At 54.4% G+C, this 18,115-nt stretch carries 13 protein-coding genes and 4 tRNA genes; all 17 read right to left on the bottom strand.

The annotated features are described in order from the left end of the window. Window positions 1-9: 9 nt before the first annotated feature. Window positions 10-2,130, bottom strand: coding sequence for an elongation factor G (fusA, locus tag CH74_RS06585; protein ID WP_048306680.1), 2,121 nt, complete (start codon window positions 2,128-2,130; stop codon window positions 10-12). Between the two features lie 18 nt (window positions 2,131-2,148). Further along, complete coding sequence (rpsG, locus tag CH74_RS06590; protein ID WP_048306681.1) at window positions 2,149-2,619, bottom strand: 30S ribosomal protein S7; 471 nt, start codon at window positions 2,617-2,619, stop codon at window positions 2,149-2,151. Between the two features lie 135 nt (window positions 2,620-2,754). Continuing rightward, window positions 2,755-3,129 carry a 30S ribosomal protein S12 gene (rpsL, locus tag CH74_RS06595; protein WP_048306682.1) on the bottom strand — a complete coding sequence of 125 codons (375 nt, stop codon included), beginning with the start codon at window positions 3,127-3,129 and terminating at the stop codon, window positions 2,755-2,757. Between the two features lie 152 nt (window positions 3,130-3,281). Next, complete coding sequence (gene rpoC / locus CH74_RS06600; RefSeq protein ID WP_048306683.1) at window positions 3,282-7,499, bottom strand: DNA-directed RNA polymerase subunit beta'; 4,218 nt, start codon at window positions 7,497-7,499, stop codon at window positions 3,282-3,284. An 81-nt stretch (window positions 7,500-7,580) separates the two neighbouring features. Then, entirely contained in the window at window positions 7,581-11,657 is a 4,077-nt protein-coding gene (gene rpoB, locus CH74_RS06605) for a DNA-directed RNA polymerase subunit beta (RefSeq protein ID WP_048306684.1), read from the bottom strand. A 243-nt stretch (window positions 11,658-11,900) separates the two neighbouring features. Beyond that, complete coding sequence (gene rplL, locus CH74_RS06610) at window positions 11,901-12,269, bottom strand: 50S ribosomal protein L7/L12 (RefSeq protein ID WP_048306685.1); 369 nt, start codon at window positions 12,267-12,269, stop codon at window positions 11,901-11,903. A gap of 89 nt (window positions 12,270-12,358) precedes the next feature. Next, window positions 12,359-12,859: a 50S ribosomal protein L10 gene (gene rplJ, locus CH74_RS06615; protein WP_048306686.1), complete on the bottom strand. Its 501-nt coding sequence runs from the start codon at window positions 12,857-12,859 to the stop codon at window positions 12,359-12,361. A 253-nt stretch (window positions 12,860-13,112) separates the two neighbouring features. After that, window positions 13,113-13,805 (bottom strand): 50S ribosomal protein L1, encoded by a 693-nt coding sequence (rplA, locus tag CH74_RS06620; RefSeq protein WP_048306687.1) that lies wholly within the window; start codon window positions 13,803-13,805, stop codon window positions 13,113-13,115. Window positions 13,806-13,807: 2 nt separating this feature from the next. Next, window positions 13,808-14,239, bottom strand: coding sequence for a 50S ribosomal protein L11 (gene rplK, locus CH74_RS06625; RefSeq protein ID WP_048306688.1), 432 nt, complete (start codon window positions 14,237-14,239; stop codon window positions 13,808-13,810). 102 nt (window positions 14,240-14,341) lie between these two features. Beyond that, complete coding sequence (gene nusG, locus CH74_RS06630) at window positions 14,342-14,875, bottom strand: transcription termination/antitermination protein NusG (protein ID WP_048306689.1); 534 nt, start codon at window positions 14,873-14,875, stop codon at window positions 14,342-14,344. An 8-nt stretch (window positions 14,876-14,883) separates the two neighbouring features. After that, window positions 14,884-15,252 carry a preprotein translocase subunit SecE gene (gene secE / locus CH74_RS06635; protein WP_048306690.1) on the bottom strand — a complete coding sequence of 123 codons (369 nt, stop codon included), beginning with the start codon at window positions 15,250-15,252 and terminating at the stop codon, window positions 14,884-14,886. A gap of 67 nt (window positions 15,253-15,319) precedes the next feature. Then, window positions 15,320-15,395 (bottom strand) — tRNA-Trp (locus CH74_RS06640). Window positions 15,396-15,545: 150 nt separating this feature from the next. Beyond that, window positions 15,546-15,620, bottom strand: a tRNA-Thr gene (locus CH74_RS06645). A gap of 17 nt (window positions 15,621-15,637) precedes the next feature. Then, window positions 15,638-15,711 (bottom strand) — tRNA-Gly (locus CH74_RS06650). 43 nt (window positions 15,712-15,754) lie between these two features. Next, window positions 15,755-15,838 (bottom strand) — tRNA-Tyr (locus CH74_RS06655). Window positions 15,839-15,940: 102 nt separating this feature from the next. Beyond that, window positions 15,941-16,780, bottom strand: a complete 840-nt coding sequence (locus CH74_RS18180; protein WP_082140320.1) for a type III pantothenate kinase — start codon at window positions 16,778-16,780, stop codon at window positions 15,941-15,943. Beyond that, window positions 16,777-17,760 carry a biotin--[acetyl-CoA-carboxylase] ligase gene (locus tag CH74_RS06660; RefSeq protein WP_048306691.1) on the bottom strand — a complete coding sequence of 328 codons (984 nt, stop codon included), beginning with the start codon at window positions 17,758-17,760 and terminating at the stop codon, window positions 16,777-16,779. The genes CH74_RS18180 and CH74_RS06660 overlap by 4 nt, the downstream gene beginning before the upstream one ends. Between the last annotated feature and the right edge of the window lie 355 nt (window positions 17,761-18,115).

Here is an 18,115-nt window from a genome sequence, read left to right on the forward strand (position 1 = left end):
AGCTAACGGTTAACCGTTCTGATTGATGACGGCTTCGACGACGCTGGACGGCGCCTCTTCGTAATTCGCAAACTCCATAGTGTAGCTTGCGCGGCCCTGGGTCTGAGAACGCAAATCGGTGGCATAACCGAACATCTCAGCCAACGGAACCGTGGCGCGGATGATCTTACCCATGGAAGAGTCATCCATACCCTGCACAAGGCCACGCCGGCGATTAAGATCACCCATGACATCACCCATGAAATCTTCGGGTGTCACGACTTCAACTTTCATCACCGGCTCAAGCAATACTGCTTTGGCCTTGCGAGCACCTTCCTTGACCGCCATTGAAGAGGCGATCTTGAACGCGGTCTCATTAGAGTCCACGTCATGGTAGGAACCATCGAACAGTGTAACCTTGACATCGATCATCGGGTAACCCGCGACGACGCCATTCTTCAGCTGTTCGGCAGCCCCTTTTTCGACCGCTGGAACGTACTCCTTAGGAACCGTACCACCGACGATCTCGGACGCGAACTTGAAGTACATGTCTTCGTCCTCGCCCTTGTCTTCCGCCGTCAGCGGCTCGATACGCAGATAGACATGGCCATACTGACCACGGCCACCAGACTGACGAACGAACTTACCTTCCTGCTCGACGCTACCACGGATGGTTTCGCGATAAGCCACCTGTGGCTTGCCGATGTTGGCCTCAACCTTGAACTCGCGACGCATGCGATCGACAAGAATATCCAGATGCAGCTCGCCCATGCCAGAGATGATGGTTTGACCAGTCTCTTCATCAGTCTTGACCTGGAAAGAAGGATCTTCCTGAGCAAGCTTGCCCAAGGCAACGCCCATCTTCTCTTGATCGGCCTTGGATTTGGGCTCGACCGCAACGGAAATGACCGGATCCGGAAATTCCATACGCTCAAGCACGATCTTGTCATTCAGATCGCACAGGGTGTCACCGGTAGTGACATCTTTAAGGCCGATACAAGCCGCAATGTCACCCGCCAAGACTTCCTTGATCTCTTCCCGAGAGTTGGCATGCATCTGCACGATACGCCCGACACGCTCTTTTTTCTCCTTGACGGAGTTGTAGACGGTATCACCGGACTTCAACATACCGGAATAGACGCGGATAAACGTCAGAGTACCTACAAAGGGATCGGTAGCAATCTTGAAGGCTAACGCAGCGAACGAAGCACTATCATCCGCTTCACGCAGGGCGATGGTACCATCCTTATCGTCCAACTCCCCTTCGATGGCTTTGACCTCGGTCGGCGAAGGTAGATACTCGACAACACCATCCAGCACTGCCTGCACGCCTTTGTTCTTGAACGCGGAGCCACAGGTCACGAGGACAATCTCATTATCCAGCGTACGGCGGCGCAGCCCTGCCTTGATCTCTTCCTTGGTCAGCTCGCCTTCCTCGAGATACTTGTCCATTAGCTCTTCGGACGCTTCGGCGGCGGCTTCGACCATCTCTTCACGGTACTTTTCGGCGGTCGCCTGAAGATCGTCAGGAATATCTACCAGATCGTAGGTGGCGCCGAAATCGGATTCATTCCACAGGATGGCCTTCATCTCGATAAGATCGATGACTCCCTTGAAATCCTCTTCGGTACCCCAGTTGATCTGGATCGGCACCGTATTGGCCCCCAGACGATCCTTCAATTGATCGACGACCATGAAGAAGTCGGCACCCGCGCGGTCCATCTTGTTGACGAACACCATGCGCGGCACTTCGTACTTGTTGGCCTGGCGCCAAACGGTCTCGGTTTGCGGCTGCACACCGGAGCTACCGCAAAGTACGACAACGGCACCATCGAGCACGCGCAAGGAACGCTCGACCTCGATGGTAAAGTCAACGTGCCCCGGAGTGTCGATGATATTGATGCGATGTTCATCGAACTGGTGGTTCATGCCTTTCCAGAACGTTGTCACCGCTGCAGAGGTAATTGTGATCCCCCGCTCCTGTTCCTGTTCCATCCAATCCGTGGTAGAAGCCCCTTCATGGGTCTCCCCCAGCTTGTGATTGATCCCGGTATAGAACAGGACACGCTCGGTGGTCGTGGTCTTGCCGGCGTCGACGTGAGCCACGATACCGATGTTACGGTAACGCTTGAGTGGTGTTTTGCGTGCCAAGGTAGAACTCCCCGTTGGTTAGAAGCGATAGTGTGAGAAGGCCTTGTTGGCTTCTGCCATGCGATGCACGTCTTCACGCTTCTTCACAGCAGCACCCTTACCTTCTGATGCATCCAGCATCTCGCCCGCCAAGCGCTGCACCATGGTCTTCTCGCCACGATTGCGGGCCGCATCCACCAACCAGCGCATCGCCAAGGCCTGGCGACGGGATGGACGGACTTCTACGGGCACCTGATAGGTTGCACCACCGACACGGCGAGACTTGACCTCAACCATCGGCTGGATGGCCTCCAGCGCCTTGTCGAACGTTTCCAGCGGAGTGTCTTTGCCACGCTCGGCAACCCGGTCGAGCGCACCATAGACGATTCGCTCGGCCACAGACTTTTTCCCACTAACCATCAAATGGTTCATGAACTTCGCCAGGCGCTCACTTCCGAACTTGGGATCCGGAAGAATCTCGCGCTTAGCAACAACTCTTCTTCTAGGCATGATAAGCCCTCTAGTGAAGGGTCCTTCAGGTAAACCCGGGGCAGCACGCAGCATCTATCACTCTTGCGTCACCCGACCTTACTCTTATCTGACCGTATCGATTAAGCGTTTTTGCTTATGTGTAACTGCCGCACTTCACGACTTGGGACGCTTGGTACCGTACTTGGAACGACCCTGCTTGCGATTCTGCACGCCAGAAGTGTCAAGCGCGCCGCGCACGGTATGATAACGCACACCCGGCAAGTCCTTGACTCGACCGCCGCGAATCAGGACCACGGAGTGTTCCTGGAGGTTGTGTCCTTCGCCGCCGATATAGGAAGCCACTTCATAGCCGTTGGTCAAACGCACACGACATACTTTACGCAGTGCGGAGTTCGGCTTCTTGGGCGTAGTGGTATATACGCGGGTACAAACCCCACGTCGCTGCGGGCACGCCTGTAGCGCCGGCACGTCGCTGGTTTCGACGGGGCGCTTGCGCGGCTTGCGCACGAGCTGATTAATGGTTGCCATAGTCTGTAGCTAACTCCAATGGTTGCCGTGCCTTTTGGCACTTTTCCTACGGATAGGGGCGCACCAGCCCACTATCAAAGGCTGCGCATTCTAATGTCTAGTAGCAAGCCGCGTCAATACTGGTGCCCTTAGAGCACCAGTATGTAACGTTGCTAGAGCTCTTCGTCTGCATCAAGAGCGGTAAGCTGCGCGCCCAATTCCTGCTCGACATCGTAAGCAGAAGGATGGTTCTGAATGCGCTCGAGCTCTTCGCGCTTACGCCGCCGCTCTGCATGGTGAGTTAGACCAGTACCAGCCGGAATCAGACGCCCCACCACCACGTTCTCTTTCAAACCACGTAGGTAGTCGCGCTTGCCGGTCACCGCTGCTTCGGTCAACACCCGGGTGGTCTCCTGGAAGGAAGCCGCAGAAATGAACGACTCGGTTGCCAGCGACGCCTTGGTGATACCCAGCAGAACTCGCTCATACTTGGCCGGGAACTTGTCCTCTTCGGCAAGTCGGGCATTTTCCTCGAGCACGCGCACAAGCTCAACCTGATCGCCAGGAATAAAGTTGGCATCTCCTGCATCGGCAATCTCTACCTTACGCAACATCTGACGCACAATCACTTCAATGTGCTTGTCGTTAATGCCAACACCTTGCAGGCGATAGACCTCTTGAATCTCGGTAGTGATGTACTTGGCCAGTTCCGTCACACCGAGCAGACGCAAAATATCGTGCGGATTACTCGGGCCGTCGGAAATCACCTCGCCCTTCTCGACGGTTTCGCCTTCGAAGACAGCGATCTGACGCCATTTCGGAATCAGCGCTTCATAAGGATCACCGGATTCCGGGGTAATGGTCAGTCGGCGCTTACCCTTGGTCTCCTTACCGAAACTGACGACCCCGGTAATCTCAGCAAGAATCGAAGGCTCTTTAGGCTTGCGAGCTTCGAATAGATCGGCGACTCGCGGCAGACCCCCGGTGATATCCTTGTTACTGGACGCCTCTACCGGGATACGAGCGATAACTTCACCCACTCCGATCTTTGCCCCATTATCTGCAGAAACAATAGCCTTACCAGGTAGCAAGTACTGCACCGGGGTATTGGAGCCTGGCAGCGTGACATGCTCACCGGCTTCATCGACCAACATGATCATGGGACGCTTGTCACGGCCAGAAGCCGGACGTGCCGCAGTCTCGATCACTTCAATGGAGGACAGCCCCGTCATCTCATCCACGCTGCGGTGAATGGTGCCTCCTTCATCCATGTCCGTATACTGCGCCTGGCCTTCCACCTCAGCGATGACCGGATGAGTATGGGGATCCCACTTGGCCACGGTCTGACCAGCTTCGACTGGATCGCCATCTTTGATAGAAAGCTCAGCCCCATAAGGCAGCTTGTAGTATTCGCGCTCGCGACCATGCTCATCTGCTACTGCAAGCGCACTGGAGCGTGATACCACTACCAGCTTGCCGTCGCCTCGCTCAACGTGCTTCATGTTGTGCAAACGCACCTTGCCACCATGCTTGACCTGCACGCTGTCAACCGCAGAGGCGCGTGAGGCGGCACCACCGATATGGAAGGTACGCATGGTCAGCTGAGTGCCCGGCTCGCCAATCGACTGAGCGGCAATGACTCCCACGGCTTCGCCGATATTGACTCGATGACCTCGAGCCAGATCGCGGCCGTAGCAGGCGGCACATACCCCATGAGGGGTTTCGCAGGCAATGGTCGAGCGCACAATGATCTCATCAACGCCCATGGTATCGAGCTGAGCGCACCAGGCTTCGTCGAGTAGCGTACCCCGCGGGATCAGGACGTCGTCACTGGCCGGATCAATGACGTCCTGAGCGACTACACGACCCAGCACTCGCTGAGCCAGAGACACGATGATATCGCCGCCCTCGATAACCGGATGCAGAGTAAGACCTTCCTCGGTACCACAGTCTTCTTCGGTGATCACTAGATCCTGAGCCACGTCCACCAGGCGACGAGTCAGATAACCGGAATTGGCCGTCTTGAGTGCCGTATCGGCCAGACCTTTACGAGCACCGTGAGTCGAGATGAAGTACTGCAGTACGTTCAAGCCTTCACGGAAGTTGGCAACGATCGGAGTCTCGATGATTGAGCCATCCGGCTTGGCCATCAGACCGCGCATGCCCGCAAGCTGGCGGATCTGAGCGGCACTACCACGAGCACCGGAGTCGGCCATGATAAATACGCTGTTGAACGAGTCCTGCTCAACTTCATTGCCTTCACGATCGACGACGGTTTCTTTGGAAATACCCGCCATCATTGCTTTGGCCACCTTATCGTTGGCCTTTGACCAGATATCGATGACCTTGTTGTATTTCTCACCAGCGGTGACGAGACCAGATGAGAATTGATCTTCAATTTCTTTTACTTCGTCCTCGGCACCCTCGACGATGTCTTTCTTTGCATCGGGAATGACAAAGTCGTTGACACCAATCGACGCACCAGACCAGGTTGCCAGGCGGAAGCCGGTATACATCAGCTGGTCGGCAAAGATCACTGCATCCTTAAGACCACTGCGTCGGTAGACTTCGTTGATCAGACGCGAAATCGCTTTTTTCTTCATTGGCTGATCGACCAGCTCGAAGGGCGCACCCTTGGGCAGGATACGGAACAGCAGGGCGCGGCCGACGGTAGTATCGAAGATCGAGGTCTTCTTGATATTCTCGCCGCCTTCCTCTTCGGCAACATACTCTGTCAGGCGCACCTTAACCCGTGCATGTAGTGAGACGCTTTGGGTACCAAAGGCGCGTTCGACTTCCTTGAGATTGGCGAACACCATGCCCTCGCCTTTGGCGTTGATCTTCTCCCGGGTCATGTAATAAAGACCCAATACCACGTCCTGGGACGGTACGATGATCGGTTCGCCGTTGGCCGGTGACAGCACATTATTGGTGGCCATCATCAAGGCCCGCGCCTCGAGTTGGGCTTCCAGGGTCAACGGTACGTGGACCGCCATCTGGTCGCCGTCGAAGTCGGCGTTGTAGGCAGCACATACCAGCGGGTGCAGCTGAATCGCTTTACCCTCGATCAAAAGCGGCTCAAAGGCCTGAATGCCCAGGCGGTGCAAGGTCGGTGCGCGGTTGAGCAGTACTGGATGCTCGCGGATGACATCGGCAAGGATGTCCCACACCTCCGGCAACTCCCGTTCGACCATTTTCTTGGCCGCTTTGATCGTCGAGGCGTAGCCTAGCGACTGCAGCTTGGAGTAGATGAACGGCTTGAACAGCTCAAGCGCCATCTTCTTGGGCAGACCACACTGATGCAGACGCAGAGTCGGCCCTACAGTGATTACCGAGCGACCGGAATAATCGACACGCTTACCCAGCAGGTTCTGACGAAAACGTCCTTGCTTGCCTTTGATCATATCCGCGAGCGACTTTAAGGGACGCTTGTTGGAACCGGTGATGGCGCGGCCACGACGGCCGTTGTCGAGCAGTGCATCCACGGATTCTTGAAGCATGCGCTTCTCGTTACGCACGATGATGTCCGGCGCGTTGAGATCGAGCAGACGCTTCAAGCGATTGTTGCGGTTGATCACCCGGCGGTACAGATCGTTGAGATCCGAAGTCGCGAAGCGACCGCCGTCCAGCGGTACAAGCGGACGTAGATCTGGCGGCAATACCGGGAGCACTTCCATGACCATCCAAGCCGGTGCGTTGCCGGACTTGTAGAAGGCTTCCAACAGCTTCAGACGCTTGGACAGCTTCTTGATCTTGGTTTCGGAGTTGGTTTGCGGAATTTCTTCACGCAGACGCTCGATCTCTTCTTCAAGATCGATATCCTTGAGCAGTGCTTGGACGGCCTCGGCGCCCATGCGGGCATCGAAGTCGTCGCCAAACTCTTCTAGCGCCTCGAAATACTGCTCGTCGTTGAGCAGTTGACCACGCTCTAGAGTGGTCATGCCTGGATCGATGACCACGAAGCTCTCGAAATAAAGCACACGCTCGATATCGCGCAACGTCATGTCTAGGAACATGCCAATGCGTGAAGGCAGTGATTTCAAAAACCAGATATGCGCCACCGGGCTAGCCAGTTCGATATGGCCCATTCGCTCGCGCCGTACTGCCGCACGAGTCACTTCGACGCCACACTTCTCGCAGATGATGCCGCGATGCTTCATGCGTTTGTACTTGCCGCACAAACACTCATAATCTTTTACCGGACCAAAAATCTTCGCACAGAAGAGTCCGTCGCGCTCGGGCTTGAAAGTACGGTAATTGATGGTCTCGGGCTTCTTGACTTCGCCAAAAGACCAGGAGCGGATCATGGCCGGCGACGCGAGGGTAATCTTGATCGCGTCGAACTCTTCAGACTGTGCCTGGGACTTGAGGACTTTCACCAAATCTTTCATAGGTCGCTCCATCGCGGAGTTGTCATGGGCGGGGCCGGATATTCGGGGCCCCGCGGACCGTCATTCACTAGCGTGCGGCGCTTAGCCTTCAAGCTCGATATCGATACCCAACGAGCGGATCTCCTTCACCAGCACGTTAAAGGACTCCGGCATGCCTGCCTGCATGGCATGATCACCATCGACAATGCTCTTGTACATCTTGGTACGTCCTTCCACGTCGTCGGATTTGACCGTGAGCATTTCCTGCAGGGTATAAGCCGCGCCATAGGCTTCCAGTGCCCAGACTTCCATCTCGCCGAAGCGCTGACCACCGAACTGCGCCTTGCCGCCCAATGGCTGCTGGGTAACCAAGGAATAGGAGCCGGTGGAACGTGCGTGCATCTTGTCATCAACCAAGTGGTTGAGCTTGAGCATGTACATATAGCCCACGGTTACCTGGCGATCGAACTTCTCTCCGGTACGACCGTCGTAGAGGTCCATCTGTCCGGACTCGGGCAGATCGGCCAATTTAAGCAAGCCTTTGATTTCCTGCTCCTCGGCGCCATCGAACACCGGGGATGACATAGGCACACCGCCACGCAGGTTCTTGGCCAGGGTGATCACCTCGTCGTCAGTCAAGGAGTCGATATCTTCTTGACGCGTATCAGGGGTGTTATAGATCTTACCCAAAAACTCGCGGATTTCGGCAACCTGCTGCGATCGTGCGTCGCGTAGCATATGATCAATCTTCATGCCTAAACCGCGCGACGCCAAACCCAGGTGAGTCTCGAGAATCTGACCCACGTTCATCCGCGACGGCACACCCAACGGATTAAGCACTACATCAACCGGCTCACCATTGTCGTCGAAAGGCATATCCTCAATGGGCATGATCGCTGAGATAACACCCTTGTTACCGTGACGACCGGCCATCTTGTCACCCGGCTGAATGCGACGTTTGACCGCCAGATAGACCTTGACGATCTTCAGCACGCCCGGTGCCAGGTCGTCACCCTGAGTGAGCTTGCGCTTCTTGTCCTCGAAACGCTCGTCCATTTCCTTACGACGATTCTCGAGCTGCTCATCCGCCTGAGCCAGCAGTTCGTTCAGGGCTTCATCCTGCAGACGCAGCTTGAACCACTGTTGCCGCGGCAGTTCTTCCAGATACTCTTCGGAGAGCAGATCGCCCTTCTTGAGCTTGGGCCCCCCGTTGACGGCCTGATCGGAAAGCGCACGCTTCAAACGTTCGAAAGTCGCGTCCTCGGCAATCCGGTAAGTTTCCTGCAAATCTCTACGCACCTCATCGAGCTGCATCTGCTCGATAGACAGTGCCCGGGAGTCTTTCTCCACGCCATCACGAGTGAACACCTGCACGTCGATGACGGTACCCTTCATACCGGTAGGCGCTCGCAGCGAGGTGTCTTTCACATCAGAAGCTTTCTCACCGAAGATGGCACGCAGTAGCTTCTCTTCCGGCGTCAGCTGGGTTTCGCCCTTAGGCGTTACCTTGCCAACCAGGATGTCGCCGGCACCCACTTCGGCACCGATGTAGACCACACCGGCTTCATCCAGTTTAGAGAGCGCCGACTCACCAACGTTGGGAATGTCCGCAGAGATTTCCTCAGCGCCCAGCTTAGTATCGCGAGATACGCAGGTCAGTTCTTGGATATGAATGGTGGTGAAGCGATCTTCCTGTACCACTCGCTCCGACACCAGGATCGAGTCCTCAAAGTTGTAACCGTTCCAGGGCATGAAAGCCATACGCATGTTCTGACCCAGTGCCAGATCACCCATGTCCACGGAGGGACCATCGGCAAGAATATCGCCCCGCGCCACTTCGTCGCCAGGACGCACGATAGGACGCTGGTTCATGCAGGTGTTCTGGTTGGAACGGGTGTACTTGGTCAGATTGTAGATATCAACACCGGCTTCGCCGCCGATGATCTCATCTTCATTGATCCGCACCACGATGCGCTTGGCATCCACCGAGTCGATCACTCCACCACGACGCGCCACGGCACAAACGCCGGAATCGCGTGCCACGAAGCGCTCCATACCGGTTCCTACCAGCGGCTTGTCGGCACGCAGGGTCGGCACCGCTTGACGCTGCATGTTCGAGCCCATCAAAGCACGGTTGGCATCGTCGTGTTCGAGGAACGGGATCAGGGCTGCTGCCACAGAGACCACCTGACGCGGAGAGACATCCATCAAGGTGACTTTGTCCGGTCCCATGAAGGTGGTTTCACCTCGATGGCGTACCTGTACCAAATCGTCGACCAGCTTATTGTCACTATCTACTGTGGCCGAAGCCTGGGCGATGACGAAGTCCCCTTCTTCGATCGCGGACAGATGCACTACTTCGTCCGTTACCTGACGATCCACCACTTTGCGATAGGGCGTCTCGAGGAAGCCATAGCTATTGGTGTGGCTATAGGTCGCTAGAGAGTTGATTAGACCGATGTTCGGGCCTTCCGGCGTTTCGATCGGGCACAGACGACCGTAGTGCGTGGTGTGAACGTCACGCACCTCAAAACCGGCGCGTTCACGGGTCAGACCACCCGGCCCCAAAGCGGACACACGGCGCTTATGCGTGACCTCGGACAGGGGATTGTTCTGATCCATGAACTGTGACAGCTGGCTCGAGCCAAAAAACTCCTTGACTGCCGCCGCCACCGGTTTGGCGTTGATGAGATCCTGGGGCATCAAGCCTTCGCTCTCAGCCATGGAGAGGCGCTCCTTGACCGCACGCTCGACCCGTACCAGACCCACTCGGAACTGGTTTTCCGCCATTTCGCCCACGCAGCGAATGCGCCGATTACCTAGGTGGTCGATATCGTCGACATCGCCAAAACCGTTACGAATGCTGATCAGCTCTTTGAGAACGGCAGTAATATCGTCGTTGCCAAGCACGCCGGAACCAGTGTCAGACTCGCGACGCAGGCGACGGTTGAACTTCATCCGCCCGACACCGGACAGGTCGTAACGATCTTCGCTGAAGAACAGGTTGTTGAACAGCGTCTCGGCGGCTTCCTTGGTCGGTGGCTCGCCAGGACGCATCATACGGTAAATCTCAACCAGCGCCTCAAGGGCCGAACGGGTGGTGTCCAGCCTTAGGGTGTCGGAGATGAACGAGCCGCAGTCCAAGTCGTTAGTGTAAAGCGTTTCCAGCGTTGTGATCTTGGCCTGGGCCAGTTTCTCGAGCAGCTCCGGGGTAATCTCGCTGTTGCACTCACAAATCAGCTCACCGGTATTGGGGTCGACCTGATCCTTGGCCAGGGTCTTGCCGAACAGATACTCCATCGGCACTTCGATTCGCTCGAGACCGGCCTTCTCCATCTGGCGGATGTGTTTCTGGGTAATGCGCCGCCCTTCTTCAACGATTACGCTGCCATCACCATCCTTGATGTCGAAGGTAGCGGTTTCACCGCGCAGGCGTGACGGTACCAGATCCACAGAGAAGCCAGACTTCTCGATATGGAAGGTGCTAGTCTCGAAGAAAGTGTCGAGGATCTGCTCGGTGCTCATGCCAAGCGCACGCAGCAACACAGACGCAGGCAGCTTGCGGCGGCGATCAATACGTACGAAGACGTTGTCTTTCGGATCGAACTCGAAGTCCAGCCAGGAGCCGCGATAAGGAATCACTCGAGCAGAGTACAAGAGCTTACCTGAAGAATGGCTCTTGCCTTTATCGTGATCGAAGAATACCCCTGGCGAGCGATGCAGCTGGGAAACGATGACTCGTTCGGTACCATTGACGACGAAGGTGCCGTTCTCGGTCATCAGGGGGATTTCCCCCATGTAGACTTCTTGCTCCTTGATGTCCTTGATCGCTTTGTTCGACGATTCCTTGTCGTAAATGATCAAGCGAACCTTGACCCGCAATGGCGCCGAGTAGGTAACGCCACGCAGCTGACACTCCTTGACATCGAAGGCCGGTGTTCCGAAACGGTAGCTGACATATTCAAGCGCGGCGTTGCCGGAAAAGCTTGAAATAGGAAACACGGACTTGAATGCAGCATTGAGACCGGTGTCAAGACGCTCTTGCGGCGCCCGGTCCTGCTGAAGGAAGTCGTAGTAGGAATCAAGCTGGATGGCCAGCAAATAAGGCACATCCATTACTTGGGGCAGTTTGCCAAAATCCTTGCGGATGCGTTTTTTCTCAGTGTATGAGTAAGCCATCTGTATTCCCCAGCTTGTTCACCATGGGTGACCGTTGCGTGGTCAACGCCGCCTGATAGAGGCCTCCCTATCAGGCGCTGACGGCAAGCCCTCAAGGCTCGCCGTCGAAATTCATCTAGCATTTTAGCGCCAAAAAACCATGCACGCCGGTCATGCTAGTAACAACAGAAATAGGCCGGCAGCGGGCATCCCGCCACCAGCCATAGAAGCCTACGCGTCGCGTGAAGCCTCGGAACGCAAGGGTTACTTGAGCTCCACGGTAGCGCCGGCGTCTTCCAACTTCTTCTTGGCTGCCTCGGCGTCATCCTTGGACATGGCTTCCTTGACGGTCGCCGGAGCGCCGTCGACGGCACCCTTGGCTTCTTTGAGGCCAAGCCCAGTGATTTCACGGACAGCCTTGATAACGTTGACTTTCTTGTCACCAACGCCGGTCAGAACCAAGTCAAACTCGGTCTGCTCTTCAGCAGCTTCTTCTCCGCCGCCAGGACCGGCAACCACGGCAGCCGCCGCGGAAACACCAAACTTCTCTTCCATTGCTTCGATCAACTCGGCGACTTCCATAACGGACATGTCGGCGACAGCGTTGATGATATCGTCTTTAGTCAGTGCCATGTTTACTTTCCTAAACTTTGCGGAGCGTCTTACATCGTATGTCGACGCTCGGTGACTGGGTAGTCATTCGTGAAACGTAGCGAAACCGCTCAGGCGGCTTCCTGTTTTTGATCGCGCAGCGCTGCCAGGGTACGGACCAGCTTGCCTGCAGATGCCTCTTTCATGACGGACATCAGCTTGGCGATAGCTTCGTCATAAGTGGGTAGCGTCGCAAGGCGATCAATATCGGAAGCTGGAATCAGCTCACCTTCGTAAGCCAGTGCCTTGACTTCAAAATCCTTTTGCCCTTTGAGAAAGTCCTTGATCAAGCGGGCGGCAGCACCCGGATGCTCATAGGAAAATGCCAACAGAGTAGGACCAGTCAAAGTCTCGTCCAGAATCTCCCAAGGGGTTCCGGACAAGGCACGACGTGCAAGCGTATTGCGCACAACACGCATCTGCACGCCATTCTCGCGAGCCTGTTTGCGCAGATCGGTCATTGCACTAACAGACACACCACGAGAATCGGCAACAACGACGGAGAGAGCGTCCTTGGCGGCTTCACTGACCTCAGCGACAATTGCTTTCTTGCCTTCGAGAGCTAGTGGCACAATGTTCACTCCTTCGTGCCGGGACTTCCAGATAAAAGTCCCGGTGGTTACCATCTCTCCCAATGTAAAAACACGGGAGTCTTAGTTGATGGTGCTCACCAGATACTGGCGGGCCACACCATCTGCGCAGGCTGCTCAACGTTTGTCATAGACGACTGAGCCATTAAGTCAATTTCACATGACACCTGCGGTCTTTGACGGCGCCCCGCCCGCTTGGCACGGGGACCGCAAAGTTACTGCCTTTTCAAACACGTCAGACCCAGCTTGAGTGGTCGACGGTCAATCCTGGCCCCATGGTCGTGGACAGGGTCATTTTCTTGAAATAAATGCCCTTAGACGTGCTAGGTTTAAGACGCTTGAGATCATTGATCAGCGCATCAAGATTTCCGCGAATGGCATCAGCGGAAAACTCTACCTTACCCAAGGTGGTATGAATGATTCCGTTCTTATCTGTACGAAAGCGCACCTGACCCGCCTTGGCATTCTTGACGGCTGTTGCCACGTCTGGAGTAACCGTGCCCACTTTTGGGTTCGGCATCAGGCCACGCGGCCCTAGAATCTGGCCCAGCTGACCAACGACCCGCATAGCATCCGGAGACGCGATAACGACATCAAAATCCAGATTGCCTTTTTTAACCTGCTCGGCGAGATCGTCCATTCCAACGATATCAGCACCGGCTTCCTTGGCAGCCTCTTCATTGGCACCCTGGGTGAAGACGGCAACGCGTACGTCTTTACCAGTACCATTCGGCATGACTGTCGCGCCACGCACCACCTGATCAGATTTACGTGGATCGACACCAAGGTTTATGGCAACGTCCAAAGACTCTTTAAAATTAACCTTGGACAGCTCACTGAGAAGAGATACTGCCTCGTCAAGGGAATACACCTTGGATGCATCGACCTTCTCGCGGATCATCTGCGCGCGCTTGGATAGTTTCGCCATGATCAGAGGCCCTCCACGTTGAGACCCATGCTACGGGCACTACCCGCAATGGTACGAACAGCTGCATCGAGATCCGCAGCCGTCATATCCGGCTCCTTGGTCTTAGCAATCTCTTCGAGCTGTTCCCGCGATACGGTACCAACCTTCTTCTTGTTTGGCTCACCAGAACCTGACTTGATACCTGCAGCTTTCTTCAATAGAACGGCGGCTGGAGGTGTCTTGGTAATAAACGTAAAGCTACGATCGGAATAAACCGTGATTACCACTGGCGTTGGCAAGCCAGGCTCAATCTCTTGAGTAGCAGCGTTGAATGCCTTACAGAATTCCATGATATTAACGCCGTGCTGACCCAGTGCAGGGCCAACGGGGGGGCTGGGATTGGCCTTACCTGCTGCAACCTGCAGCTTTATGTAGGCCTGTACCTTCTTTGCCATTTTCATTCTCCAGTTGGGTGATAACGCCTTGCGGCTCCCCGGGTTTTCAAGTCATTACTATGACTCGACGATGTACGTTTTAAATACAGCTGTCAGCCGATATCAATCTTTTTCAACTTGAGCGAACTCAAGCTCTACAGGAGTAGCACGGCCAAAAATCAGCACACTCACCTGCAAACGACTCTTCTCGTAATTGACCTCTTCGACGACACCATTGAAATCGGCAAAGGGCCCATCGACAACGCGCACGACTTCACCTGGCTCGAATAAAGTCTTGGGACGAGGCTTGTCAGTACCATCCTGTACACGGCGCAAAATAGAATCTGCTTCTTTCTGAGTGATTGCCGCTGGCTTCTCTGGCGTGCCGCCGATAAACCCCATGACTCGAGGCGTTTCATTGACTAAGTGCCAAGTGCGATCATCCATTTCCATTTCAACCAGCACATAGCCTGGGTAGAACTTGCGTTCGCTTTTACGGCGTTTGCCGTCGCGCATCTCAACGACTTCTTCTGTTGGCACAAGAATTTCGCCGAACTGTTCTTCCATTTCGTATAACTTTACGCGATCAAGCAGAGACCGCATGACCTGCTTTTCAAAACCAGAATAGGCGTGTACGACATACCAACGCTTGGACATGGGTGCTCCTAACCTATGATGCCGGACATGGCCCAGCCAAGAATGGTATCAATCAACCACAGCATCAAACCGACTATTAACACCGCTACCAATACAATGGCCGTGGTCTGTATGGTTTCTTGACGAGTTGGCCAAACGACACGCTGAATCTCTTTACGGGCATTGCGCGCCAACTCGGCGAGCTCACGGCCTTTGGTCGTTACCAAAGCAATTGCGCAAGCAGCAGCGCCGAGCACCACAACACCTAGCACGCGGTATAAAAGAGCCTGATCTGAAAAATAACTATTACCGATAACAGCTAAGGCAATCAGAATAGCGACAGCCGCCCATTTTGCCCCGTCGTGGCGCGTTTTTTGCACCTCGGCGTTGTGTTTCATAAGAGCGGGCTCCTCAGGGTGCGGCAGTGAAAACGGAATCTGGAAAAATTGCCAACTTGGGGAAAGCTGGCAGGCCAGGAGGGAATCGAACCCCCAACCTGCGGTTTTGGAGACCGCTGCTCTGCCAATTGAGCTACTGGCCTTTATAGATATTGCATATTTCTTTTTTAACAGCTATCAACAGCGGTCGAAATGATAGCCGATAAGCTTAACGCTGGCAAGCCTATTCGGCCCCAACGAGTTACATGGAAAAAGCGAGATGAATCCACTTTTCTGAAATGTCTATGAGAGACTGGAGCTCATGGACGGATTTGAACCGTCGACCTCACCCTTACCAAGGGTGTGCTCTACCCCTGAGCTACATGAGCGTAGTTTTAACACTAACTGGAGCGGGCAGCGGGAATCGAACCCGCATCATCAGCTTGGAAGGCTGAGGTTCTACCATTAAACTATGCCCGCTTACCCACTTTTACTTCGACGAAATACAGCGTCGATAAAAACCTGGTGGAGGGGGAAGGATTCGAACCTTCGAAGCTTTCGCGGCAGATTTACAGTCTGCTCCCTTTGGCCACTCGGGAACCCCTCCAATACGGCGGAAGATTCTACCGTCTTGCCTATTGCTGTCAAGCACTTACATTCAACTACTTACATTATGCGTCGTTCGTGTCTTGAAGCGGTGCGAATTGTGTCAAAGCAGGGTGGAGAATGCAAGGCCAAGACGAATTTTTTCGATATCTACTGCCTTAGGTACATGTGGTGCGCCTGAAAAGCGTCCTGCTCGCTCTGCAGCCGTTAATGGATAACAGGCTTCAAGACCTGCATACACCATGTCTGGCCATAATGCGTGAGGAATTCGAAGGCCTCTTGACACTACCCGCGCATCTCCTCCGGTCAATAACAACGGCAAAGAGACATCTTCGCGGTCACATACCTCAAAGTAGATACGATTCACGGCACTAATTGCAGCCATGAATATTCCATGATTGACTGCTTCTATGGTATTTGTTCCTGGTGCAAGCAATCCATCGGCTTCGCTATTTGAGTCAATCGCAACATTACGCGTACCCAAATGAAGACTCTCTTTCATCAACCGCAAGCCTGGAATAATGTAGCCACCAATATGACGGCCACCGGGTAGTACGAAATCAATTGTGATTGCGCTACCGCAATCCACGCTACAACAACCACCAGCCAACTGATAGCTAGCTAAAGCACCTAGCCAGCGGTCTACGCCCAAGCGTGCCGGTATTTCGTAGCCGTTAACAACCCCAAGTCTTTCACGTGTCGAACGGGCCACGTAGACCTTGCTTACCTGCTGTCGAAGCAGTGTAACTGTCTCATCAAGTACGGCACGTCGCGCGACACTGGAAATACGCACCGCTGTTACAACATCTAAATCAGGTATATCGGGTCCTGGGCGCCACTCTTCGCGTGTCCATATAGCGCCTCGCGAACGAATTTCGCTGCTTGCAATATCTTTGAGTCGCCACTTGGAAAGCGTATTGCCTATATCGAGATCAAGGATCATGAGTGTGCACGCAGGCTGATCTCCCCCCCCACCAAACGAAATAGCTCGTTATCGCGACGAACACACAAATTGCCTTCATTATCGACCCCTTCATCGATGGCTGTATAGCGCTGCGCGTTCTGTATAACCTCTATAACACACCCTGAGTAAGCGTTACGCTGATTCCATTCTCTTTGCCACGCATCAAAACCATCTTTTTCGAAGCCAGTCATCAGGCCCAGCAACGCCTCAATCAAATCTGCTGCTAAAACATTACGCGATGCTTCAGGCCACTGCTCCGAGACTGCGGCCACGGGCTGATCCAGCCGATCACGAAGTGAAGGTGGAAGTACGATGTTGAGACCGATGCCTGCCACTACCTCACAAGCCCCTGACACATCACCATTGAGCTCTACCAGAATACCTGCCAATTTACGCTTTTCACCGTCAACAGATAGCATAAGTACATCGTTAGGCCACTTTAGAGCAACACGCAAGCCATGGCATTCAAGCACTTGGGCGATGACAACCCCGATTGCCAAGCTCAAACCTTTAAGTGCAGTGGCGCCATCCTTGAAACGCCAACCAATCGAAAGCGCCAGTCCTTGACCCCAGGCAGATAGCCATTGGCGTCCCCGGCGTCCTCGACCAGCACTCTGTTCCTCCGCCACACATATTTCAGCGTGACCAACACCTTGAGAAAAACGTTCGCGCAGAAAACTATTGGTCGACGCCACTGATTCTTCTACGAACAGCCTTGCTAGATGCCGCCGCGGTTCTTTAGATAGCGCAGAAACAATCCTAGGCCCATCAAGTAGTTCAATGGGTGATACGAGCCGGTAGCCTTGCCCCTTAACCGCCTCAGAAGAAACACCGACTGCTTCTAGTTTTTTCAGCTGCTTCCATATTGCCGTACGTGATACGCCAAGCTGCTCACCCAATTGCTCGCCAGAATGATAATTACCGTCGCTTAATAAACGAATCAGTTCACTGGTGGTCATTCCATATCGTCCCACCTGAAAATCGTCATTCTACCCGAAGCCACTGAATGCCGGAAACACGATGACTACGATTAGAACTAGTTGATGTAGAAGCTGATTTTATCACCCACACAAAAAACCCCCGATCTCAGTGAGATCGGGGGTTCGGATAGATGGGGTTTAAACCCCAAAAGGGGCCCCTTTAAAACCCCGGGGTTTAAACCCCGGGGTTTCCCCTTTGGGGAAAGGGGCCCCAAATTTCCCCGGGGAAATTTCCCGGGGAAAATTGGGGTTTAAACCCCAAAAGGGCCCCTTAAACCCGGGGTTAAAACCCCGGGTTTCCCCTTTGGGGAAAGGGGCCCCAAATTCCCGGGAA

The organism is Halomonas sp. PR-M31, from assembly GCF_001039575.1.
Lineage (GTDB): Bacteria > Pseudomonadota > Gammaproteobacteria > Pseudomonadales > Halomonadaceae > Modicisalibacter.